Origin of the sequence: Sphingomonas sp. Leaf339 (assembly GCF_001426195.1) — a bacterium.
In the GTDB taxonomy this organism is placed as follows: domain Bacteria; phylum Pseudomonadota; class Alphaproteobacteria; order Sphingomonadales; family Sphingomonadaceae; genus Sphingomonas.
Genome location: NZ_LMRS01000001.1, coordinates 182703 through 204059 on the forward strand (window position 1 = coordinate 182703; position 21357 = coordinate 204059).

The following is a 21357-nucleotide window of genomic DNA, read 5'->3' on the forward strand; positions in this document are numbered from 1 at the left end:
CAAGCCTGAAATCTGATCTATCTGGTCATGCCTTCTATGCGATCCGGTACCCGATCGCGACACGAAGGGGGCAAGATGAAGATTAAAACATTAGCGCTGGCGTTTGCCGTTGGCACCGCGATGACAGGCACGGCGAACGCAGCTTACACGTTTAACCTAGCCGAAGTTGGTGGAAATACCGTTGTTACTGGAACCGGGTCGGTTAATCTTGAAGCATTGACGCTTGCGGACGGAACCTACGATGATCGTCCTTCAATTCAACCGTCTTTGGGCGCGGTTGGTGTAGGTGCCGGAGGCTATGATGTTTATCGGGGAATAACTGGTCCATCGAGTTTTGGAAGTAGTGGCAGGTCTACTTCATGGTTTCCTCGGTCGCCAAGAGGATTAATGATCCTCGGATCGACGAACGAAACGATACAAGCTGCTACGGGTACCGAACCCGGCGAAAGCTTACTGTTAGTACCTTATGGCTACACTTCAAAAACTGATTTTGGTACGTCCAGCGCGACCTACAACGGTACGTTCGCACAGATCGGCTTAATCGCCGGCACATACATCTACACTTGGGGCAGTGGTGCTGATGCCGATAGCATGACAGTGAATATTGGACCAATCGCCTCTGCCGTGCCGGAGCCTTCCACTTGGGCAATGCTGTTGGTTGGCTTCGGGCTTATCGGTGCGACCGCCCGCTATCGTCGCCGTCACTCCACTATCGGTTACGCGTAACTCGCCCCTGTCGAGGCGTAGCGAGGGGTCGTTGGTCGAAAAGTCAGCGGCCCTTTTCGCGTCATGATGGCGGTGTGGTGGAACGACCTTCCCGCTCCGTCCTCATGCTTTATGTTCTGTTTCGCTCGCCCACCCGTCAGCCCTGCCGCCACGTCGCCGCCAGCATCGCCTTCAGCAGATCGACATACGCCCACCCGTCGGCACGTGCAGCGATTGCCGACAGGCAATCCTGATCGCCCCGACCGGGCCGGCCGGGGCCGGTCATGTTCGGCTTCATGTTCAGGTCGAACAGCTTGAATTGGCCGTGCCGATCCGCCCGGCAATCGATCCGGATCGCCGTGCGCGCATCGACCAGTGCTGCGGCGGCGACGCAGGCATCGATCATCGCAATGACCGCCGGCTCCCGCAGGCGTTCGGCCGCCAGTGCTATGCTGTTGGCGGACACCGGCACGTCGCCATTATACGGGGCGACGCCGTCCCGCTGGTCGAAGCGGATCACTGGCCGGAGCGCCCAGTGGCGCGAACCACGTGACCCGTCCGGTCGCGGTGCGGACGGTGGCATCACCGTGACCGTCATCTCCTCGCCGTCCAGATATTCCTCGACCATCAGCATGTCGCCAAAGGTGGCCGCCTGGATCAGCGCGGCGGCGGCGCTGCGTAGCGTGCCCAGATCATGGACCAGCGTGACACCCTGACTGCCGCGCCCCCGCACCGGCTTGACGATCAACGGGAACACCATCGCCATGTCCGCACATGCCCGGTCGATATCGGCCAGCGCCCGCACACCCTCACGCGCACGGCCGGCCAGCAGAAAGGATCGCGCGGTCGGCAGGCCGGCGGCGGCCAGCGCCCGGTTCGTCTCGAACTTGTCGTCGAACGCCTGCATTGCACTGGGCAGTTGCCCGACGATAGCGACGTCGCCCAGCACCGCCTCCAGCGGATGGCCGTCGAACAACACGGTATTGGCCCACAGGATCGTCGCCCCGGCTGTCCGCGCCGTATGAATGCCGTCGGCGGTATCCGGAAACACCCAATCGAGCGCCACCGCCGGATCGGGTGCGACCCTCGGCGTCACCACCGGCAGGCCCGCCCACCGCAGGGCAAACGCGATATCGGCGCCGCCATCTGAATAACCGCCCGGCTTGGCATCCTTGCGAAGGCCATCGATCACCGGCGGCGGCAGCGCCTGATAAAGGATGGCGACGGGCGCTGACGGCAAGATCGTTCTCCTGTTTATCGACCTATTGTCGCAGATGACAGCGGGATACCAGCGTTTGCGATTGGCCGGACGGCGATCACTGAAACGCGAAAAGGGCGCCCGAGAATCTCGGACGCCCTTCCGGTTCAAGCCACGCTTGGGAGCAGCTCGACCTATTCCTGAACTCTTACGTCGGCAGTTACATACCGTTGGCGAGGTTCGTATCCGCATCGTTGGTCCGCATGTCCTCGGCCTGGTTCTGGCCGGTCGCGCGTACGGCGTCGGCCTTGTTTTCAAGGCGATCTTCACCGGCCTCGGTCGTCGCGTTGTCGGCCATTTCTTCCAGGTTATCGGCGACGGCTTCGGTGTTCGACTCGATGTTATCGGCGGCCTGCTCGCGGGGGGTGGAGTTGCACGCGGACAGTGAGACGAGGCCTGCTGCCATACCGAGAACGAACATCTTCTTCATCGTGGATAACCCCTGTGGTGGATGACCCGAGGGTCAAGCGGGTTCAATCACCGGCGATGCCGTTTGTTCCCAAAGACCACATTCTCGATCAGCCACCCCCCGAATCGCTGTCCTACAACGCCCCGTGGTGGTAGATGATCGGTACGCGCACCGGTGCCTATCGCGCCGATGCCTCACCGTCCGTTTGTGTCGTTTTTGGCCTAACCTTAGCCTAACTTTCCAGCCCGGCCGCCGCCGCGTCATCCAGTTCGCCGGCCTGCTTGTACGCCGGGCGCGACAGGATGCGATCCAGATAGTCGGCCATCACCGGCGTCTTCTGGATCAGCCCGAACTGCGTGTACCACGACACGCCGGACCCGACATACACGTCCGCCGCCGTGAAGCGGTCGCCGGTGATATAGGGATGGCGGCCGACCGCCTGCTCCAGTACCGCCGCCGTCAGGTCGAAATTGCCATATCCGGCCATCCGCTGCTGCTCGGCGTTGGGCTCGACCTTCATCGACCGGTCGGTGACCGCGGCCTCCAGCGGCCCCGCCGCGAAGAACAGCCAGCGGTAATAGTCCGCCCGCTCGGCCGGCGTCGGGGCCAGCCCCGCCTCGGGAAAGGCCTCGGCCAGATAGGCGCAGATCGCCGCGCCCTCGGTCACGACCTGGCCGTCATGGACGATGGCCGGCACTTTCATCATCGGGTTGATCGCACGATAGTCGTCGCCCTTCATGCTGCCCTGATAGTCCAGTACGACCGTCTCATAGGGCGCGCCGACCTCCTCCAGCATCCACCGGGCGATCCGTCCGCGCGACTGCGGGTTGGTGTAAAAGGTCAGCGCCATCGATCATGCCTTTCCGAGTTGCCGGGTGAACAAAGCGAGCTGACGGGTCCAGGCGCGTTCGGCCTGCGGCTGATTGTACGCCTTGCTGTCGGGCGGGCACCACCCGTGCATCGCGCCTTCATACACCTCGATCTCCGCGGGGAGCTTGGCGGCGGCGAAGGCCGCGCGCAGCACGTCCTTGTCGCCCGGCGCGCGCTGGTCGTCATTGGCGGCGATCGCGATCAGATAACCGCCCTTCATCCGGGGGATCAGCTTGTTCGGCGCATCCGCCGCATCGCCGACCAGCCCCGCGCCGTGGAACGAGGCGCCCGCCCGGACACGGGCCGGATGCGCGGCAGCGGTGCGCATCATCATCGGGCCGCCCATGCAATATCCCGTCACCGCCATTCCGCGCCGCGTATCGACTTGCGGCTGCTTGTCGAGCCACGCGACGAAGGCGGCGGCGTCGCTGTTGGTGGCGGCGGGCGTCAACGGCGCGCGCCACGGCATGATCCGCTCGTGCACCGCCGGCTGGTCGAACGACTCGCCCGGCTTTACGAAGGGTGCCTTGGTCGATCGGTAGAACTGGTTGACGACCAGCACCGCATAACCCGATTCGGCCAGCCGGCGAGCCATCTGCTGGAAAGCGGGACGCAGACCCATGATGTCGGGCCACATCAGCACCGCCGGATGACGGCCGCTGGCGGGAGCGATATAATAGGTGTCGGCGGTGCCATCGGCGGTGGAGATCGTCACGTCGCGCCCGGTGACGGTCAGCGCATCGGCGGGGCTGGGCAGCAGCATCGCGAGACTGGCGATGCTCATGCCGATCCCGAATTCGCGTCTGGTCGTGCCGCTTCGGTTATTGTCCTGCGCGGTCAGTTCGTCGCACATCGGTCGCGTTCCTCTCGTTCGTTGGGCGACAGCTTAAGCCCAACGCGAAAGGACGCAACCACGCCCGAAGGCGCTTAGCGGATCAGCGCTTGAACGGGTCGTCGAACAGCGCGCGCGCCTGCGACGCGGCGTCGCCGCCGTGCAGCGTCGAATCCGTGTCGCGCGATGCGTTCACGCGTTCCGCCTGCAACTGCGCGATCAGCGCCTCACGATCGCCTTCCAGACGGGTATCGGTCGGCTGCGGCTCGTCGCCGGTTGCCTTTGATGCCTTGCCGACGGCGGCATCCAGTTCGCGTTGCGTGGTCAGGCCCAGTGTGACCGGGTCCTTGGGCGTGATGTTAGCGATGTTCCAATGGCTGCGGTCGCGGATCGCGGCGATCGTCGTACGGGTGGTACCAATCAGGTTGCCGATCGCGCCGTCCGAAATCTCCGGATGGTTGCGGATGATCCACGCGATGCCGTCGGGCTTGTCCTGACGCTTGGACACCGGCGTGTAACGCGGGCCCTTGGTGCGGCGGACCTGCTCCGGCCCCTTGGTCATCTTCAGCTTGTACTCGGGATCGGCCTGACCCTTGTCGATCTCGTCCTGCGTCACCTCATGCGCGCGTACGGGATCGCGGCCGGTCAGCTTGGTCGCGGCGGTATCGTCGGCGATCGCCTGCACTTCAAGGATATGAAGGCCGCAGAATTCCGCGATCTGCTCGAACGAGAGCGAGGTGTTGTCGACCAGCCAGGAAGCGGTCGCGTGGGGCATGAGCGGCTGGGCCACGGGGGAACTCCGTAAAAACAGAAAGGGCCGCCCCTTCCCGGAGCGGCCTCGTATGGTCCCGACTTAGTGCGAATGGTCTCCCGGGGCAAGGAGTCGGGCGAAACGAGAAATGTGACACCAGAGCCACGCCCCGCCGACAAAGCCATCGCCGTCACGGTTCTGCAACCTTCGTCCCTCAGGTCGGGCGTTGACATGCGCGCGGCGGGCACGAAGCGTGGCGCGTGCATGACAAGCAAAAGGGGATCATCATGACGAACATCTTCAAGGGCCTGGTCGCGACCGCCGCTGCCTTCACCCTCGCCGCGACGCCGGCGATCGCCGCACCCGCCAGCCCGGCGGCATCGCTGTCGGTGGCCAAGGCACGCGCCGCCACGCCGACCGCACGTGGCAGCAAGATCGCGGCCGGCGGCACCGCGACGCTGATCAACTTCGGCATCCTCGCCGGTCTGGCCGCGATCGTCCTCGTCGCGACCACCGGTGGCGACGACAACTCCGACAGCAACTGATGCGTATCGGCGGGTGATCGTCAGGGCAGGGTCAGCACGATCTTGCCGACATGATCACCCGCCTCCATCCGCCGATGCGCGTCCGCGACATCGGCGAAGGGGAAGGTGCGGTCGATCGCCGGTTTCAGGCGACCCGCCTCGACCGCCGGCCAGACGCTGCGCGTGATCTCGTCGGCGACGAGCGACTTGAACGCGACGCTGCGTGCCCTGAGCGTCGATCCGGTCAGGGTCAGGCGTCGCTTCATGATCTCGAACAACGGGATCGTCGCCGACGCACCGCGCTGCACCGCGATCGAGACGTGGCGGCCGTCGTCGGCCAGACACTGGATATTGCGCGGCACGTAATCGCCGCCGACCATGTCGAGCACCACCTGCACGCCGCGCCCATCGGTGACCGCGCGCACCCGCTCGACGAAATCCTCACTACGATAGTTGATGGCGTGATCCGCGCCGAGCCGCCGGGCGGCCTCGCACTTGTGGTCGCTGCCCGCGGTGACGATCATCGTCAGGCCGAACAGCTTGCCCAGCCCGATCGCCATCGTGCCGATGCCCGACGTGCCGCCATGGACCAGCACGGTATCACCCTCGACCGCATAGGCCCGTTCGAACAGGTTGGTCCACACGGTGAACAGCGTCTCCGGCATCGCCGCCGCCTCCACCATCGACAGGCTTTCCGGCACCGGCAGGCACTGACCATAGGGAGCGACGGCATATTCGGCATAGGCACCGCCCGATACCAGCGCACATACCGGCTGGCCGATCACCTCGGGCATCACGCCTTCGCCGACCGCCACGATCGTGCCGGAGAACTCCATGCCCAGGATCGAGGACGCGCCGGGGGGCGGGGGGTATTTGCCCTCGCGCTGCATCACCTCTGGCCGGTTGACGCCGATCGCGGCGACGCGAACCAGCACCTCACCCTCGCCGGGATGCGGCACGGGGCGGTCGACGATCCGCAATACCTCCGGCCCGCCGGGCTCGGCCGGGTCGATCGCCTTCATGGTCGGGGGGATCGCATCCATCGGTCAGCCTCATCACGCGTGTCGCCGCCGTTATTGACATCGCCCCGCCGCCGGTCAACGTTCTGTATCATGGAGCTGGACGATACCCCGTCGATGCCGAGCGATCCGCTGACCCAATTAGTCAGGCAGGACCTCGATCCGCTGTCCGTCACCGAACTGGATACGCGGATCGCCATGCTGGAGGGCGAGATCGCTCGCAGCCGGCGCCACCGACAGCGCGCCGTCGATCACCGCGCCCACGCCGATGCGCTGTTTCGCCAGTGATCCACGATGCTCCCGAACGGCCGATCCGGGCGGGGGTGCTTGATGACGGGGCGGGGCGTCCCGACATAGATCGAAAGGACCCGGCATCGGGTCCGACTGGAGTATCGTAAATGCCCTCTTTCGCTCCCGCGCTCGAGACGACACTGCACAAGGCGCTCGAGGCGGCTTCGTCCCGCCGGCACGAATATGCGACGTTGGAACATCTGCTGCTCGCGCTGATCGATGACGAGCACGCGTCCAAGGTGATGACCGCGTGCCATGTCGATCTCGGCGAACTGAAGACCACAGTCGCGCATTATCTCGACACCGAGCTCGATGCGCTGAAGGTCGATGCCGCCACCGATCCGTCGCCGACCAGCGGCTTCCAGCGCGTGGTGCAGCGTGCAATCCTGCACGTGCAATCGTCGGGCCGTGACGAGGTGACGGGCGCCAACGTGCTTGTGGCCCTGTTTAGCGAGCGCGAGAGCTATGCCGTCTATTTCCTGCAACAGCAGGATATGAGCCGGCTCGATGCCGTCAGCTTTATCAGCCACGGTGTCGGCAAGGGTGGTGCCACCGCCGAGACTCCGTCGCCGAAGGGCGCGGAGGAGGAAAAGCCGGCCAAGGGACAGGAGAAGGGCAAGACGGAAAGCGCGCTCAAGCAATTCACCGTCGATCTCAACGAGAAGGCGAAGATCGGCAAGGTCGATCCGCTGATCGGGCGCGGGCCGGAGGTCGATCGCACGATCCAGATCCTGTGCCGCCGGTCGAAGAACAATCCGTTGTACGTGGGCGATCCCGGCGTCGGCAAGACGGCGATCGCGGAGGGGCTGGCGCGCAAGATCGTCGAGGGCGACGTGCCCGACGTGCTGCTGGAGGCGGTGATCTACTCGCTCGACATGGGCGCGTTGCTGGCCGGCACCCGCTATCGCGGCGATTTCGAGGAGCGGCTGAAGGCGGTCGTCAACGAGCTTGAAAAGCTGCCGCACGCGGTGCTGTTCATCGACGAGATCCACACGGTGATCGGTGCGGGTGCGACCAGTGGCGGGGCGATGGATGCATCCAATCTGCTGAAGCCGGCGCTGTCTGGCGGGTCAATCCGCTGCATCGGCTCGACGACCTACAAGGAATTCCGCAACCACTTCGAAAAGGACCGCGCGCTGTTGCGCCGGTTCCAAAAGATAGACGTGAACGAGCCGACGATCGAGGACACGATCAAGATTCTCGCCGGCCTGCGTTCAGCGTTCGAGGATCATCACAAGGTCAAGTATACGCCCGATGCGATCAAGTCGGCCGTTGAACTGTCGGCGCGTTATATCAACGACCGCAAGCTGCCGGACAAGGCGATCGACGTGATCGACGAGGTCGGTGCGATGCAGATGCTGGTGCCGGCCGCCAAGCGGAAGAAGACCATCACTTCGCGCGAGATCGAACAGGTCATCGCGACGATGGCCCGGATCCCGCCGAAGAGCGTATCGACCGATGACAAGAAGGCGCTGGAGTCGCTGGAAACCGATCTGAAGCGGGTCGTGTTCGGCCAGAATTCGGCGATCGAGAAACTGTCCTCGGCGATCAAGCTGAGCCGGGCGGGCCTGCGCGACCCCGAAAAGCCGATCGGCAACTATCTGTTCACCGGCCCCACCGGCGTCGGCAAGACCGAGGTGGCCAAGCAGCTCGCGACGATCCTGGGCATTCCCCTCCAACGATTCGACATGTCCGAATATATGGAGCGGCATTCGGTCAGCCGGCTGATCGGTGCACCGCCGGGCTATGTCGGGTTTGATCAGGGCGGTCTGTTGACCGACGCGGTCGACCAGAACCCGCATTGTGTGTTGCTGCTCGACGAAATCGAGAAGGCGCATCCGGACCTGTTCAACATCCTGTTGCAGGTGATGGATAACGGTCGTCTGACCGATCAGCACGGCAAGTCGGTGGATTTCCGTAACACGATCCTCATCATGACGACCAATGCCGGCGCCGCCGACATGGCACGCGAGACGCTCGGCTTCGGCAATCTGACCCGCGAGGGCGAGGACGAACAGGCGGTGCAGAAGATGTTCACGCCGGAGTTCCGCAACCGGCTGGATGCTGTGGTGCCGTTCGGTTATCTGCCGACCGATGTCGTCGCGCGGGTGGTGGACAAGTTCATCCTCCAACTGGAGCTTCAGCTGGCGGATCGCAACGTGCACATCAATCTGGATGACGCGGCCAAGGCATGGCTCACTGAAAAGGGCTATGACAAACTGTACGGCGCCCGCCCCATGGGTCGCCTGATACAGGAGAAGATCAAGCAGCCGCTCGCCGAGGAACTGCTGTTCGGCAAACTGGTCCATGGTGGCGAAGTGACGGTGCGGATGAAGGACGGGCAATTGTCTTTCGCCATAGAGCCCGCCGCGCCGAAGAAGCCGCGCAAGAAGGGCGGCAAGGCTGAGGCGGTCGAGGCGAAATAGCACGCCAGGGGCGGAGGCCATGATGGTCTCCGCCCTTAATTCTGCCGCGTTGACCTTCCATCAAGGTGACCGTTGGTACAACGGGAACCCATGATGGGACGGATAACGCGGCTGATATTCTGGGGGTGGCTAGCGCTGCTCGCCTGTGCCGTAACTGCCGGCCCCGCCACCGCCAGCACGTCGCTATCCGTGTGCATGATCCACGCCACGTCGGGCATGACGCCGCAGGCGCTGTTCGCTGATCCCCGCCGGTTCGATTGCGTTACGCCGCAGAAACGGTTCGGCCGGGGCGATTTCTGGCTGTTGTCCCAGCCTTTGCCTGACCTGACGGCATCTCATCCGCCGTTCTCCGTCCGTTTCGCCGGCATGTGGCGGGAACGGACTACGCTTTATACCCTATACGCCGACGGAGCGATCGAGCGGTCCAGTTTTACCAATCGAACGACCGGACGATTCATGCGGCTGGGCGGCCTGATTCGGATGCCGCTGGTGGAACGGTCGACCGCGCCCATCCGCCTGCTATGGCATATACGCGACGCTGGAAACATGCGCGGCGTTTTGGTGGAGCCCACCTTGGTCGACCGGGTGGAGGGTGATCGAACCGAGCTGTTGTTCGCAATCTTCTATGCCAGTTTCGCGGGCATGGCAGTGGCACTGATCGTCTATAATCTCGCGCTGTGGGCGGCGTTGCGCCAGGCGTTCCAGCCCGCCTATTGCCTGATGCTTCTGTTGCTCATCTGCTATTCGGCGATGTCATCGGGCGCCGTCGGGCTATGGTGGCCGGACATCGATAATTACACGAGATTACGTCTGGCCGGGCTGTTTCTGGGTCTGTCCGGCGCCTCCGTCCTGTTGTTCGCGCGGTTTTTCTTCGAACGACGAGTGTTTGCAGGCTGGCTGGCGCGGGCCACCGATCTGGTGATGGTGATGCTCGTCGGCTCGACGCTGGCGTTCGCGCTGCTAGCACCTTGGCATCTCAACGCGCTGGATGATGCGGTTACCGTCAGTTTCCTGTTGCTAGCGATCGTTGTGCCGGCAATCTTGGTGCAGGCATGGCGGCGGCGGAGCAACTATCTGTGGCTGTTCGCGATCGCCTGGGGCGTGCCGATCGTCATGGGCTGCGTCCGCGTGGCGGCATCGTTTGGCCTGGTCCGCTGGCACATCTGGACCGAACATTCGACGATCCTGGCGATGGCGCTGGAGGCGATGCTGTCGAGCCTGGGCATCGCCTATCGCATCAGATTGTTGAGCCGGGAACGCGATCAGGCGCGCGAGCAGGAAGTGGTGGCGCGCGAACTGGCGGATGTCGATCCGCTGACCGGGCTGTTCAACCGCCGTGCTTTCCTGCGGCAGGCGATCGGACGATCGGGTGCGCAGACGCTGTTGATTGCTGACCTGGACCATTTCAAGCACATCAATGAAACCATTGGGCACGATGGCGGTGACGAAGTGCTGCGATCGTTCGCGCGGGCGCTGTCGGCGGTAGTGCCGGCGGGGGGATTGGTCGCGCGGATCGGCGGTGAGGAATTTGCGGTCGTCGGCGATGCCGGGACGGGGATCGATGGACCCGCGATCCTGCACGCGTTGCGCCATGCGCGCATGCCGTTCGACCTGACGGTGACGTGCAGTATCGGCACCTGCACCGGACCATTATTGCGCGAGGCGGATTGGAAGGCGCTGTACCGCGACGCCGATCGGGCATTGTACGCGGCAAAGGCGGCGGGCCGCGACCGGGCGCGCGATGCAAGTGCCTCTCCGGTTGCGGTATGAGCGGCCCGGATTGACGCTTGCGTAAGCTTGCTTACACTGATGTAAATGAGCGACGAACGACCTTGGGTAATCCATTATCGCCACCCCGTACCCTGGGGCGACGTGCCGGATGAGCGATCGATGGTCGATCTGTTCGACGACGCTGCGGCCCGGCACGGGTCGGCGCCGCTGATCGATTTTCTTGGTCGGCGCTACAGCTATGCCGAGACTCATGATGGCGCGAACCGGGTGGCGTGCGGGCTGGCGGCGATGGGGTATGGCCCTGGCGACCGGATTGGATTGTTCCTGCCGAACGTGCCGCATTATCTGGCGGCCTATTATGGTATCCTGAAACTGGGGGCGACGGTCGTCAATTTCTCGCCACTCTATACGGTGACGGAATTAGCGGACCAGGTGGCTGATTCGGGGACGCGGCTGCTCTTTACGCTGTCTGCGACTGCGTTGTTGCCAACGGCCATCGAGGTACTGGAACGAAGCGCGCTGGAACGACTGGTGGTCGGATCGGTGGCGGGGGCACTGCCACCGGCCAAATCATTAATCTATCGGTTGTGGCGTCGGCGCGAGGTTGCGAAGACCCCGAACGATCCGCGCATCACCGCCTTCTCGCGATTGATCGCCAACAAGGGGACGTGCGCCACGCCGTCGATCGATCCGGTTCATGATGTGGCGCTGATCCAGTATACGGGCGGCACCACCGGCACGCCCAAAGGGGCGATGCTGACGCATCGCAACTTGGCGGCGAATGCAGTGCAGGTCGCGGGCCTAGATCCAGACCGCGGCCAGATCACCGATCGGATCCTCGGCGTGCTGCCGCTGTTCCATGTCTTCGCCAATACATGCGTGTTGAACCGGACCATCGTGACTGGTGGCGAGATCGTACTGTTGCCACGGTTCGATGCGGGACAGGTATTGGCCGCAATCCAGCGGACGCAGGCGACGTCGCTGCCGGGCGTACCGACCATGTATCAGGCGCTGCTTGATCACCCGAAGACTGCAACGACAGATTTCTCCTCGCTCAGAATCTGTATTTCCGGCGGTGCGCCGCTTGCGGCCGAACTGAAGGCGCGGTTCCGGGCGGTGACGGGCGCGGCGCTGGTCGAGGGGTATGGCTTGTCGGAAAGTTCCGGGGTCGTATCGTGCAACCCGTATGAAACGGGGGGCAAGGACGGCACGATCGGGCAACCGGTGCCCGGCACGGATCTGCGACTAGTGGACAAGGAAGACCCCACCCGGTCCGCCGCGCCGGGCGAACCCGGTGAGATCGTCTTGCGCGGGCCGCAGATCATGAAGGGTTACTGGAACCGCCCAGATGCCGATGATGAGGTGTTCGTCGTCGACGCGGCAAGCGACCAATGGTTGCGAACCGGCGATGTCGGCATAATCGATGCCGAAGGCTTTGTGACAATCGTCGATCGGCTAAAGGACATGATCGCCGTCAGTGGTTTCAAGGTCTTTCCCAGCCAGATCGAGGCGGTACTGTACCATCATCCGGCAGTGAAAGAGGCGTTGGTGATCGGTATGCCGGATGCCTATCGCGGCGAACGACCGCGCGCATTTGTCACGCTGAACGACGATGCGGTAGTGACGGACGAAACACTGTGTGGCTGGCTTAACCCACAACTGGGGCGGCATGAGCGGGTCGATAAAGTAATCGTTCGGGCCAGTATGCCGAAGACCATGATCGGAAAACTCAGCCGCAAGGATTTGCTGGCGGAGGTATTGGCCGAAACGACCGGAGCATGATGCCCCGGTCGCCTGCCATCATTTAACGCGGACCGGGGGTGGTCACGATACCCGACGTTCCAGTCATCGCTGCGCTGCCCGGCATCGTCGATCCTGTGGTGGTCCCACCATAATTACCGGCCGCTCCCGGGGTGTTTACCGTGGCGCCGTCGTTGACGGAGGCGCCGACGCCGCCCGGTGTTGACATCGTCGTGCGACCGCGACGCGTGCGGGTCGAGCGGGTGGTCTGCCCCTGCATACCGGGTGTAGAACCGACACCCGTCGTACCGGACGCCGTCGTCCCAGTTCCCATCGTTCCCGTGCCCATCGGATTGGAGCCAAGGCTTCCCGATGTGCCGGTACCAAGCGTTCCGGTCGTCTGGCCGGGCATGCTGCCGACGGAGCTGCCGGTCGATCCGGGGGCGGTCGACCCCGTCTGAGCGGTGGCGATTGCCGGGATGGATAACATGATTGCGGCGAGGGGAAGGATGATACGCATGATGTTCTCTCCTGATTTTTTGTCAGAGGTAGAACGACTTGCTAGCGGCAGACGTTCCCTACGATCAGCCGCATTGAGCCCGGTGAAGCAACGCCTGATCCGCCAGGACGAGCGCGACCATGGCCTCGACGACGGGAACGCCGCGGATGCCGACGCAGGGATCGTGCCGACCTTTGGTCATGATCTCGGTCGCGTCACCCTCGCGAGTGATCGTCTCGACCGGGGTCAGGATCGAGCTGGTCGGTTTAAACGCGACGCGCAGGCGAATGGGCTGTCCCGTCGCGATACCACCGGCGATGCCGCCAGCATGATTGGCGAGAAATTCGGGGCCTTCGGCGCCGGGGCGCATCGGGTCTGCATTCTGTTCGCCGGACAGGCTGGCGGCCGCGAAACCGTCGCCGATCTCCACGCCCTTAACTGCGTTGATGCCCATGCAGGCAGCCGCCAGTTCGGCATCCAGCTTGGCATAGAGTGGCGCACCCCAGCCGGCGGGGACGCCGTTCGCCTCGCAGGCGATCACTGCACCGAGCGACGAACCGGCCTTGCGCGCCTCATCGACCAACGCCTCCCAGCGGCGGGCGGCTTCGGGGTCGGGACAGAAGAAGGGATTGCGGTCGATCTCGGCCGCATCGAAGCGGGCGGGGTCGATCGTGTCGCCGCCGATCGCTTCCACCCAGGCGCGGACTTGAACCTGCGGGATGACGAGCCGGGCGACCGCTCCGGCCGCCACACGGCTGGCGGTTTCGCGGGCGGAGGATCGTCCACCGCCGCGATGGTCGCGGAAGCCGTATTTGGCGTCATAAGCATAATCGGCATGGCCGGGGCGATATGCCTTGGCGACCTCCGAATAGTCCTTCGATCGCTGGTCGACATTTTCGATCATCAGGCTGATCGGCGTGCCGGTGGTGCGGCCGTCGAACACGCCGGACAGGATGCGAACTTCGTCCGGTTCACGCCGTTGCGTGGTGAAGCGCGAGGTGCCGGGGCGGCGTTTGTCGAGCCATGGCTGTATATCGGCCTCGGTCAGGGCAATTCCCGGCGGGCAGCCATCGACCACCGCACCGATTGCCGGGCCGTGGCTTTCGCCCCAAGTCGTAAAGCGCAGCACGCGGCCGAAGCTGTTCCAGCTCATGCGGATTGTCCCAACCGGGCGAACGCGGCGGCATGCCGTGCCTCGCCCCGCACGCCGCAAGGCATCAGGCCACCCTGCAACGGCATCGCCATCAGATGTTCGCCGGCATAGGGCGATACGAAACCCTTCGAACACCGCGGGTCGAACCCGAACCGGGTGTAAAAGGCGGGATCACCGAGCACGAAACAGAGGACGACGCCCTCTTCCTCCAGCCGCTCCAGCCCGGCCGTGACGAGTGCCTCCGCCACGCCCTGTCGCCGATGGTCGCTGGCAACGGCGACAGGTGCCAGAGCGACGGAAGGGACTGACTGATCCGCCACCGAGACGTCCATCCGGCTGAACGCCGCGACACCGGCGATCTTCCCGCTACCTTCGTCCGCAGCCACGAGCAGCAGGACCATGTCCCCCTCGGCACATAGATCGCCGATCAGGCGCGCCTCGGCGGGCGCCGGGAAGGTGGTGCGCAACAGATCATCGATCGCGGCGACATCGCCGGGCGCGGCGGGACGGATGGTGAGCATCAGGCCAGCGCGATGTCGGGTGCGTCCTCGGCCTTCATGCCGATCACGTTGTAACCGGCATCGACGTGATGGATTTCGCCCGTCACGCCGCTGGCCAGATCGGACAACAGGTACAGGCCGGCGCCACCGACATCCTCGATCGTCACGGTGCGGCGGAGCGGGCTGTTCAGCTCGTTCCACTTCAGGATGTAGTTGAAATCGCCGATGCCGCGCGCCGCCAGCGTCTGAATCGGGCCGGCGGAGATCGCGTTGATGCGGATATTCTCCGGCCCCAGATCGACCGCAAGATATTTCACGCTGGTTTCCAGCGCGGCCTTGGCGACGCCCATCACGTTGTAATGCGGGATGACCTTTTCGGCGCCGTAATAGGTCAGGGTCAGGATCGAACCGCCCTCCGGCATCAGCTTGCGTGCACGCTGGGCGACGGCGACGAGGCTGTAGGCGGAGATGTTCATCGTCATCAGGAAGTTGTCGAGCGTGGTGTCGTAATAGCGACCGCGCAGCTGCGACTTGTCCGAAAAGCCGATGGCGTGGACAACGAAATCGATCGTCGGCCACTCCTCGGCGATCGCGGCGAAGGTGGCGTCCAGCGCGGTCATGTCGGCGACGTCGCAATCGAACAGACGGGCAACGCCCAGTTGCTCGGCCAGCGGCCGCACGCGCTTTTCCATCGCCGCGCCTTGATATGAGAAGGCGAGTTCCGCCCCGGCTTCGGACAGGTACTTCGCAATGCCCCAGGCCAGCGACTTATCGTTTGCGAGGCCCATGATGAGCCCCCGCTTGCCTGTCATCAATCCGTTCACGCCGCCTGTGCCTCTGCCGTTGTCATCGTGGTGTCGTGTAGCGCCGGTTCAGGCGGTTCCGCCAGTGCTGCGTTCAGATGGGCACCAAAAACCAGGCCCAAACCGATGATGTAGAAGAACAACAGCATCACGATCACCCCCGCCATGCCGCCATAGGTCAGGTCGTAACCGCCCAATTGGCTCAGCACGAACGGCAGCAGCGCTGTCATGCTGACCCACCACAAAGTGGTGAAAGCGGCGCCCGGCCATTTACGGCTGTTGGTATATCGGTATTTGGACGGCGTGACCGAATAGAACAGCATGTACAGCGCGCCGAACATGATAAGTCCGGGGATGAGCCGTGACAGACCGATCAGGCCGACCCACCCTTGTGCGAAAGGCAGCAGGCGATACACGAACTGCTCGGCGGCGGTCAGTACGCCCTGCGCCACGAACGCGAACAGCGCGACGACGACGGACAGGATGATCACGCCTGACGATGACAGGCGTGATTTCCAGAATGCGGCTGTCGCCTTCAGGCCATAGGCGCGGTGAAAGATGTCGCGGATCGTCTCGACAAACCCGCTGACCGTCCACAGGCCGACCAGACCGCCCAGCCATAACAGATTGCCGGTCCGCGCCGCCAGCACGTCCGAAATCGGTTTCTGGAGCAAGTCGGCGACGTCGGGCGGCAGGACGTGCAGAAAACCATCCACCGCCCGGACCGTCTCTTCGCTCTGGCCGAGCAACGACAGCACCGCGGCGGCAGTGATGAAGAAGGGGAAGAGCGTCATCAGCGCCAGATAGGCTAGGTTGCCGGCATGGGTGAAACCGTCGTTGAACACACCCAGCGCGGCCCGCTTCAATATCTCGAAGGCGTAGCTGCCCGGCCTTACCTTCGCCAGCTGGCGATCGAATTGGGCACGGGCGCGATTGTGCGAGCGGGCTTCCGGGGTGAGATCATCATTATCGTCCACGAGGGGTTCAGACGCCCATGGAGGCGCGCGGGTTCCCCCCGTCGCGGCCGGCCCAGCCCTCGACGAACTCGCGCAGGGCCGCATCGTCGGCGGGGACGTCGACCATCAGCGTCACCAGTTGATCGCCGCGACCGCCGCCCTTTTTGTGGAAACCCTTGCCCTTCAACCGGAGCGTGCGGCCCGACGAGGTGCCGGCGGGGATGGTGAGCATGACGGCGTTTTCGACCGTCGGTGCCTTCACCTTGCCGCCCAGCACCGCCTCGCCCAGCGCGATGGGCAGGTTGATGCGGACATCGTCACCGTCGCGTTCGAAGAAGCGGTGTGGCTGGACCTCGATCGTGACGATGGCGTCACCGGCGCCGCCGGCACCGGGTTCGCCCTTGCCCGACAGGCGCATCTGGGTGCCCGACTGGAGACCGGCGGGCAGTTTCACCTCGATCGCCTTGCCGTCGCCCAAAGTCACTCGCTGGGGGGCGAGCGTGGCGGCGTCGGTGAAGGAAACCTGCAGCTTGTACTGAATGTCTGCACCCTTGGGTGGCGGCTGGCGACGGCCGAAGCCGCCCTGAAAGCCGCCACCGGCGGCGCGGGTGCCGCCGCCGAACAGTCCCTCGAAGATGTCGCTCATGTCGCCGGTGTCGCTGCCGCCGGGAAAGTCGAACCCTTGGCTGCGGAAACCGCCACCCGGCGGCGGACCGTAACCAGGACGGCCGCTCGCCCCGCCGCCAAAGCCGCCGCCGAAGGGCGAGGCGGGATTGCCGTCGCCGTCGATCTCGCCGCGATCGAAGCGGGCGCGCTTGTCCCTGTCGGACAGGAGGTCATAGGCGTTGGTGACCTGGCTGAACCGCTCCGACGCCTTGGGATTATCCTTGTTGCGATCGGGATGAAGCTCCTTGGCGAGCTTGCGATATGCCTTCTTGATGTCAGCCTCGGTAGCGGTGCGGGCGACACCGAGGGTCTTGTAGGGATCGGCCATTCACGGGTCCTATGTGTGTTACCGGCCTATGTGGGGCAGTCCCGCGCTCGGCGCAACGCGGTTGGTTGCTGGTGCGTTGAACGGCCGAGGAGAAGCAACATGACCGACAAGCAACCGATGCAGGCCAGCGGTGAGAATAGCCCTCGCACCGCCCCCGACGGGATCGAGAACGCGCCGGCCAAGGGTGCGGGCGGCGAGAGCGGCGGTGGCGCCTATCACAACCCGCAGACCGGCAAGACGGAGAAGAACGAGGGCTTCTTCAAACATGGCGGCCAGACCGAGATGGATTATTCCGGGCCGGATGGCGACAACGACGACAAGACGGGCAATCCCAATGCAGTGACCGGCGGGTAATCAGCCTTTAAAAACGGAAAGTCACACCGTGGACGGGGTGGAGTGTGACTTTCCGACGCTTCGCCCCCGAATGGATGGGCCGGGGGCGATCGGATGATATCAGGGGGCGGTGCTGTAGGGCAGCGCACCATCCAACGGCTCGACATCGACGCTGACGTCCATCTGTTGTGCGCCCGACCCGAGCACGACGCCGTCGACGGGGGCGATTTCGGCATAGTCGCGGCCGACCGCCATGACGATGTGATCGCCCGCCATCCAGATGCCGTTCGTCGGATCGATCCCGACCCAGCCGCGCACCGGCCCGCACCACAGCAATACCCAGGCATGGGTCGCGTCCGCACCGACGAGGCGGGGCTGGCCGGGGGGCGGGATGGTGCGGATATAGCCCGACGCATAGGCGGCAGGCAGGCCGGCGGCGCGTAGCCCGGTAATCATGATCTGCGCGAAATCCTGACACACCCCGCGCCGCTGGCGAAAGGCATCGCGCGGCGGCGTATCGACGAAGGTCGCGGTGCCGTCGAACTGGAAATCGCGCTGGATGCGCAGCGCCAGCGCCATGCCGGCCTCCAGACAGCCACGGTCGGGCGCCAGGTCCTGCGCGCACCAGTCGCCGATTTCCGGATCGAGCGGGATCAGGGGCGAGGGATAGATGTAGTTGGCCGGGCCGGCGGCGGACAGGTCGTGGCTGGCGAGTGCCCAGGCGGCGATCTCCGCCAGCGTCGGATCGCTGGCATCGGGGATCGGGATCAGGCGATCGACCGTGACATGCGAGGCGCTTTCGATCGACAGCGTGCGCACGGGTGTATCGACGACGAGCCGCGTAACGTTCGCCAGACCGGCCTCGGCATGGGCGGGGCCGAGGCGCCCGACGGGTTCGACGGTGAGGGTGTAATCCTCAAGATGCTGGCCCGGCCAATCGATCGGTTTCAGCCGCAGGTTGCAGCGGGCGAACTTCACCTGATTGCCATAATCGAAGCGGGTGATGTGGCGGATGTGGTAGATCATCGTGATCCTACGGGGCTACGCAAGCGTCAGGCCCACGGCGCGGAGCGGTTCGGCGCCTTGCAGGAAATAGCGGCGGGCAACAGCTTCCGAGAGGGTGCCAAGGCGGCGTTCGACGTCGCCGAGCGTGTCGGGGTTCAGGTCGGCGGCGGTGGCCGTAGTGACGATCGCGGCAAGGGCGGTGGCGTGGGCCTGTTGCGATTCGGCCATGTCGTCGTCGCCCAGCACGGGCAGCTTCGCCAGATGTTCGGCGATGCGCTCGGCCTGAAAGGCCAGGCTGCGCGGGTTGCCGGGGTCGAGCGCGACGAGATCGACGACGGGTACGCGGGCGACGCCGGTGGGATAGCGCTGGCGATAGCTGATCTGGCTATCGGCGAGATCGAGCAGCGTCGACAGATCGTCGGGGGTAGAGACGATATCGTCCTTCATCCCGAACAGACGCAGCGCGCGGGCGGTGGCCATGGCGCGTTCGATACGGCGGCCGAGATCGTGGAAGCGCCACGAATCGTTACGGACCATGTGTTCCGCCGATAGCCCGGCGATGGCGGCGTAGCGGCGTTGCAGCGTGCCGGCGCGTTCCAGCATGCCGCGCTGGGTGGGAAAGGGTGCCTCCAGCAAACGGACCATGTCGGCGGACAGGCGATCGCGCGATGCCTCGCCGATCTCCCGCGCATAGCGGTTGACGGCGGCGACCGATTGCCAGCCCTCGTCCTCCATCGCGGCGCGGGCAAAGGCGGTCAGCGCGGCGCGCGACAGGCCGGGCGGGTGCGCCGCGCCGCCGGCACCGACGATCAGGCCGACGAGCTTGCCGACGGTGGCCGGCGACAGCACCGCGCCGCCATCGACGTCGATCGAATTGCCGAGCAGCACGCGGATCGCCGCCAACAGCGCCTCGCCACGTTCCAGATAGCGACCGAGCCAGTAGAAATTGTCAGCGACGCGGCTGGGCAAGGTGCCGGGATTGCGGCGGACGTGCAGTGAATCGGGCGCGGTCAGCAACGACACGGCGGCGACGGGTTCGGAGCCGTGGATGCAGACGTCCGCCGACCACAGGCCCTCGCCGATCGCCACGGCGGTGGCCTGCGGATGTTCGCCGATCCGGCCGAAACCGCCGGGCATCACGACCCATTCGCCATCCGCGCCGCGCGCCGCGAAGACGCGCAGCGTGAACGGGCGCGGTTCGAGCCGGTCGCCGACGACGACAGGCATGGTCGACAGTGCAACCTCCTCCTGCCCGACATAATCCTGCGGTCGACGCGCGAGATCGGCAAGCAGGTCGGCGCGCGAGGCATGGTCGGCGAGGCCGAGCGGCAGGTGGCCAAAGGCGGGGGCGATGGTGAGGGTGTCGAGGTTCGCCTCAACATGCGCGCGCTGGGCGTCGCCGGCGCACCACCAAGTGGCGATGGTGGGCAGTTTCAGCGCCTCGCCGAGCACGGCGCGCGACAGCGTCGGCATGAACGCGGCGAAGGCGGGGGCCTCCAGCGCGCCGGCGCCGGGGGCATTGGCGAGCACGACCTCGCCATCCGCCCAGGCGTCGATCAGGCCGGGGACGCCGATTTGCGAATGGGTATCGAACGCCAGCGGATCGAGCAGGCGCGGATCGAGCCGGCGCCACAGTGCGTCGATCCGTTTCAGGCCGGCGATGGTGCGGACATAGACCTTGCCCTCCAGTGCGGCGAGGTCAGCCCCCTCGACCAGCAAAAGGCCGAGATACCGGGCGAGATGCGCCTGTTCCGGATAGGATGGGTTGTAACGGCCGGGGGTCAGCAGGCCGATGCGCGGATCGGTGCGGCGGCAGGCGGCGGCGATGCCGGCTCGGAACGCGGCGAAGAACGGCGCATGGCGGTGAATGTTCAGCTTGGCCTGCAACCCGCCGAGCGTGCGCGCGACCGCGAGCCGGTTTTCGAGCGCATAGCCGGCGCCGGCGGGCGCGCGGAGGTGATCGGCCAGCACCCGCCATTCGCCGCCGGGCCCACGGGCGAGATCGACGCCGATGAAATGCAGGTGATGGCCGCCGGGCGGATCGATGCCCACCATCGGCCGCAGGAACAGCGGACTACCGGTGACGAGTGCGGCAGGGATAGTGCCGCTCGCGACCAACTTGCCGACGCCATAGAGATCGGCGGTGACGCGTTCCAACAGCACGGCACGCTGGGCGACGCCGGCGGCGATGCCAGTCCACTCGGCGGCGTTGATCAGCAGCGGGACGGGGGAGACGGGCCAGGGTCGTTCCTCACCATCGCCGATGATGCGGAAACCGGTGCCGATATCGGTCGCGTGCCGCTGTACCCGCTCGCGCGCATGGCCGAGATCGTCCGAGGCGACGGCAGCGAGTTCCTCGAACATCGCCTGCCATGCGGCGGTGTCGCCCTGACACAGGATGTCGTGAGTTGGCGCGCGCGCGCAGTAATCATCGATCCAGCGGCGGGCATGGACCTGCGCATCGAACAATGTCGTCGAAGGGGGAGCGGGCTGCGTCGCCATGGCTGTCGCTTGCACGTCCTTTTACGATCGTCGGGTGCGGTTGATGCCCTGCGGTG

At 65.0% G+C, this 21357-nt stretch carries 21 protein-coding genes; 7 read left to right on the forward strand and 14 right to left on the reverse strand.

Annotated elements, in window-relative coordinates:
• The first annotated feature begins 75 nt into the window (after nt 1-75).
• Nucleotides 76-726 carry a PEPxxWA-CTERM sorting domain-containing protein gene (locus ASG67_RS19310; RefSeq protein WP_235534983.1) on the forward strand — a complete coding sequence of 217 codons (651 nt, stop codon included), beginning with the start codon at nt 76-78 and terminating at the stop codon, nt 724-726.
• Between the two features lie 136 nt (nt 727-862).
• Here ASG67_RS19310 and ASG67_RS00880 read toward each other — a convergent pair whose 3' ends face one another.
• From ASG67_RS00880 to ASG67_RS00900, 5 genes are all read right to left on the reverse strand, one after another.
• Nucleotides 863-1945 carry a biotin carboxylase gene (locus ASG67_RS00880; protein ID WP_056524001.1) on the reverse strand — a complete coding sequence of 361 codons (1083 nt, stop codon included), beginning with the start codon at nt 1943-1945 and terminating at the stop codon, nt 863-865.
• A 178-nt stretch (nt 1946-2123) separates the two neighbouring features.
• Complete coding sequence (locus ASG67_RS00885) at nt 2124-2393, reverse strand: hypothetical protein (RefSeq protein WP_056524004.1); 270 nt, start codon at nt 2391-2393, stop codon at nt 2124-2126.
• Nucleotides 2394-2604: 211 nt separating this feature from the next.
• Complete coding sequence (locus ASG67_RS00890; protein ID WP_056524007.1) at nt 2605-3222, reverse strand: glutathione S-transferase family protein; 618 nt, start codon at nt 3220-3222, stop codon at nt 2605-2607.
• A gap of 3 nt (nt 3223-3225) precedes the next feature.
• Complete coding sequence (locus tag ASG67_RS00895) at nt 3226-4095, reverse strand: dienelactone hydrolase family protein (protein WP_056524012.1); 870 nt, start codon at nt 4093-4095, stop codon at nt 3226-3228.
• Nucleotides 4096-4177: 82 nt separating this feature from the next.
• Nucleotides 4178-4864 (reverse strand): DUF1013 domain-containing protein, encoded by a 687-nt coding sequence (locus tag ASG67_RS00900; protein ID WP_056524015.1) that lies wholly within the window; start codon nt 4862-4864, stop codon nt 4178-4180.
• 248 nt (nt 4865-5112) lie between these two features.
• Here ASG67_RS00900 and ASG67_RS00905 point away from each other — a divergent pair, with 248 nt between their 5' ends.
• Nucleotides 5113-5370 (forward strand): hypothetical protein, encoded by a 258-nt coding sequence (locus ASG67_RS00905; RefSeq protein ID WP_056526161.1) that lies wholly within the window; start codon nt 5113-5115, stop codon nt 5368-5370.
• 20 nt (nt 5371-5390) lie between these two features.
• On the opposite strand, the gene ASG67_RS00910 is transcribed toward ASG67_RS00905, so the two are convergent.
• A complete protein-coding gene (locus ASG67_RS00910; RefSeq protein ID WP_200940683.1) occupies nt 5391-6392 on the reverse strand; it encodes an NAD(P)H-quinone oxidoreductase in 1002 nt (333 codons plus the stop codon).
• A gap of 69 nt (nt 6393-6461) precedes the next feature.
• Between ASG67_RS00910 and ASG67_RS00915 the strand changes: the two genes are divergently transcribed.
• The 4 genes from ASG67_RS00915 to ASG67_RS00930 all read left to right on the forward strand — a co-directional run bounded on the left by ASG67_RS00915 (nt 6462) and on the right by ASG67_RS00930 (nt 12598).
• On the forward strand, nt 6462-6656 hold the full coding sequence (locus ASG67_RS00915; RefSeq protein WP_056524018.1) for a DUF1192 domain-containing protein: 195 nt from the start codon (nt 6462-6464) through the stop codon (nt 6654-6656).
• 110 nt (nt 6657-6766) lie between these two features.
• Complete coding sequence (gene clpA, locus ASG67_RS00920; RefSeq protein ID WP_056524021.1) at nt 6767-9085, forward strand: ATP-dependent Clp protease ATP-binding subunit ClpA; 2319 nt, start codon at nt 6767-6769, stop codon at nt 9083-9085.
• Between the two features lie 90 nt (nt 9086-9175).
• Nucleotides 9176-10855, forward strand: a complete 1680-nt coding sequence (locus ASG67_RS00925) for a sensor domain-containing diguanylate cyclase (protein WP_056524023.1) — start codon at nt 9176-9178, stop codon at nt 10853-10855.
• A 45-nt stretch (nt 10856-10900) separates the two neighbouring features.
• The gene (locus ASG67_RS00930; RefSeq protein WP_056524027.1) at nt 10901-12598 is read left to right on the forward strand and encodes a long-chain-fatty-acid--CoA ligase; all 1698 of its coding nucleotides are present in this window, start codon (nt 10901-10903) and stop codon (nt 12596-12598) included.
• A 22-nt stretch (nt 12599-12620) separates the two neighbouring features.
• Here the strand turns inward: ASG67_RS00930 and ASG67_RS00935 are convergent, their stop codons facing one another.
• From ASG67_RS00935 to ASG67_RS00960, 6 genes are all read right to left on the reverse strand, one after another.
• Nucleotides 12621-13076, reverse strand: a complete 456-nt coding sequence (locus tag ASG67_RS00935) for a hypothetical protein (RefSeq protein WP_056524030.1) — start codon at nt 13074-13076, stop codon at nt 12621-12623.
• A gap of 64 nt (nt 13077-13140) precedes the next feature.
• Nucleotides 13141-14208, reverse strand: a complete 1068-nt coding sequence (gene aroC / locus ASG67_RS00940; RefSeq protein WP_056524033.1) for a chorismate synthase — start codon at nt 14206-14208, stop codon at nt 13141-13143.
• Nucleotides 14205-14729: a GNAT family N-acetyltransferase gene (locus ASG67_RS00945; RefSeq protein WP_056524036.1), complete on the reverse strand. Its 525-nt coding sequence runs from the start codon at nt 14727-14729 to the stop codon at nt 14205-14207. Before ASG67_RS00945 ends, aroC begins: the two co-directional genes overlap by 4 nt.
• Entirely contained in the window at nt 14729-15520 is a 792-nt protein-coding gene (gene fabI / locus ASG67_RS00950) for an enoyl-ACP reductase FabI (RefSeq protein ID WP_056526166.1), read from the reverse strand. Before fabI ends, ASG67_RS00945 begins: the two co-directional genes overlap by 1 nt.
• A gap of 8 nt (nt 15521-15528) precedes the next feature.
• Nucleotides 15529-16488, reverse strand: coding sequence for a YihY/virulence factor BrkB family protein (locus ASG67_RS00955; RefSeq protein ID WP_056524040.1), 960 nt, complete (start codon nt 16486-16488; stop codon nt 15529-15531).
• A 7-nt stretch (nt 16489-16495) separates the two neighbouring features.
• Nucleotides 16496-17461, reverse strand: coding sequence for a DnaJ C-terminal domain-containing protein (locus ASG67_RS00960; protein WP_056524042.1), 966 nt, complete (start codon nt 17459-17461; stop codon nt 16496-16498).
• Nucleotides 17462-17560: 99 nt separating this feature from the next.
• On the opposite strand from ASG67_RS00960, the gene ASG67_RS00965 reads away from it, so the two are divergent.
• Nucleotides 17561-17815, forward strand: coding sequence for a hypothetical protein (locus ASG67_RS00965; protein WP_056524045.1), 255 nt, complete (start codon nt 17561-17563; stop codon nt 17813-17815).
• 99 nt (nt 17816-17914) lie between these two features.
• Here ASG67_RS00965 and ASG67_RS00970 read toward each other — a convergent pair whose 3' ends face one another.
• On the reverse strand, nt 17915-18820 hold the full coding sequence (locus tag ASG67_RS00970; RefSeq protein ID WP_056524048.1) for a transglutaminase family protein: 906 nt from the start codon (nt 18818-18820) through the stop codon (nt 17915-17917).
• A gap of 15 nt (nt 18821-18835) precedes the next feature.
• Nucleotides 18836-21301, reverse strand: a complete 2466-nt coding sequence (locus ASG67_RS00975; RefSeq protein ID WP_056524051.1) for a circularly permuted type 2 ATP-grasp protein — start codon at nt 21299-21301, stop codon at nt 18836-18838.
• Nucleotides 21302-21357 lie beyond the last annotated feature (56 nt).

Excerpts from the sequence above, each read along its gene's own strand:
- ASG67_RS19310 (WP_235534983.1), top strand. The coding sequence starts at position 76 with ATGAAGATTAAAACATTAGCGCTGGCGTTTGCCGTTGGCACCGCGATG.
- ASG67_RS00885 (WP_056524004.1), bottom strand. The coding sequence starts at position 2,393 with ATGAAGAAGATGTTCGTTCTCGGTATGGCAGCAGGCCTCGTCTCACTG.
- ASG67_RS00890 (WP_056524007.1), bottom strand. The coding sequence starts at position 3,222 with ATGGCGCTGACCTTTTACACCAACCCGCAGTCGCGCGGACGGATCGCC.
- ASG67_RS00895 (WP_056524012.1), bottom strand. The coding sequence starts at position 4,095 with ATGTGCGACGAACTGACCGCGCAGGACAATAACCGAAGCGGCACGACC.
- ASG67_RS00905 (WP_056526161.1), top strand. The coding sequence starts at position 5,113 with ATGACGAACATCTTCAAGGGCCTGGTCGCGACCGCCGCTGCCTTCACC.
- ASG67_RS00910 (WP_200940683.1), bottom strand. The coding sequence starts at position 6,392 with ATGGATGCGATCCCCCCGACCATGAAGGCGATCGACCCGGCCGAGCCC.
- ASG67_RS00915 (WP_056524018.1), top strand. The coding sequence starts at position 6,462 with ATGGAGCTGGACGATACCCCGTCGATGCCGAGCGATCCGCTGACCCAA.
- clpA (WP_056524021.1), top strand. The coding sequence starts at position 6,767 with ATGCCCTCTTTCGCTCCCGCGCTCGAGACGACACTGCACAAGGCGCTC.
- ASG67_RS00925 (WP_056524023.1), top strand. The coding sequence starts at position 9,176 with ATGATGGGACGGATAACGCGGCTGATATTCTGGGGGTGGCTAGCGCTG.
- ASG67_RS00930 (WP_056524027.1), top strand. The coding sequence starts at position 10,901 with ATGAGCGACGAACGACCTTGGGTAATCCATTATCGCCACCCCGTACCC.
- ASG67_RS00935 (WP_056524030.1), bottom strand. The coding sequence starts at position 13,076 with ATGCGTATCATCCTTCCCCTCGCCGCAATCATGTTATCCATCCCGGCA.
- aroC (WP_056524033.1), bottom strand. The coding sequence starts at position 14,208 with ATGAGCTGGAACAGCTTCGGCCGCGTGCTGCGCTTTACGACTTGGGGC.
- ASG67_RS00945 (WP_056524036.1), bottom strand. The coding sequence starts at position 14,729 with ATGCTCACCATCCGTCCCGCCGCGCCCGGCGATGTCGCCGCGATCGAT.
- fabI (WP_056526166.1), bottom strand. The coding sequence starts at position 15,520 with ATGACAGGCAAGCGGGGGCTCATCATGGGCCTCGCAAACGATAAGTCG.
- ASG67_RS00960 (WP_056524042.1), bottom strand. The coding sequence starts at position 17,461 with ATGGCCGATCCCTACAAGACCCTCGGTGTCGCCCGCACCGCTACCGAG.
- ASG67_RS00965 (WP_056524045.1), top strand. The coding sequence starts at position 17,561 with ATGACCGACAAGCAACCGATGCAGGCCAGCGGTGAGAATAGCCCTCGC.
- ASG67_RS00970 (WP_056524048.1), bottom strand. The coding sequence starts at position 18,820 with ATGATCTACCACATCCGCCACATCACCCGCTTCGATTATGGCAATCAG.
- ASG67_RS00975 (WP_056524051.1), bottom strand. The coding sequence starts at position 21,301 with ATGGCGACGCAGCCCGCTCCCCCTTCGACGACATTGTTCGATGCGCAG.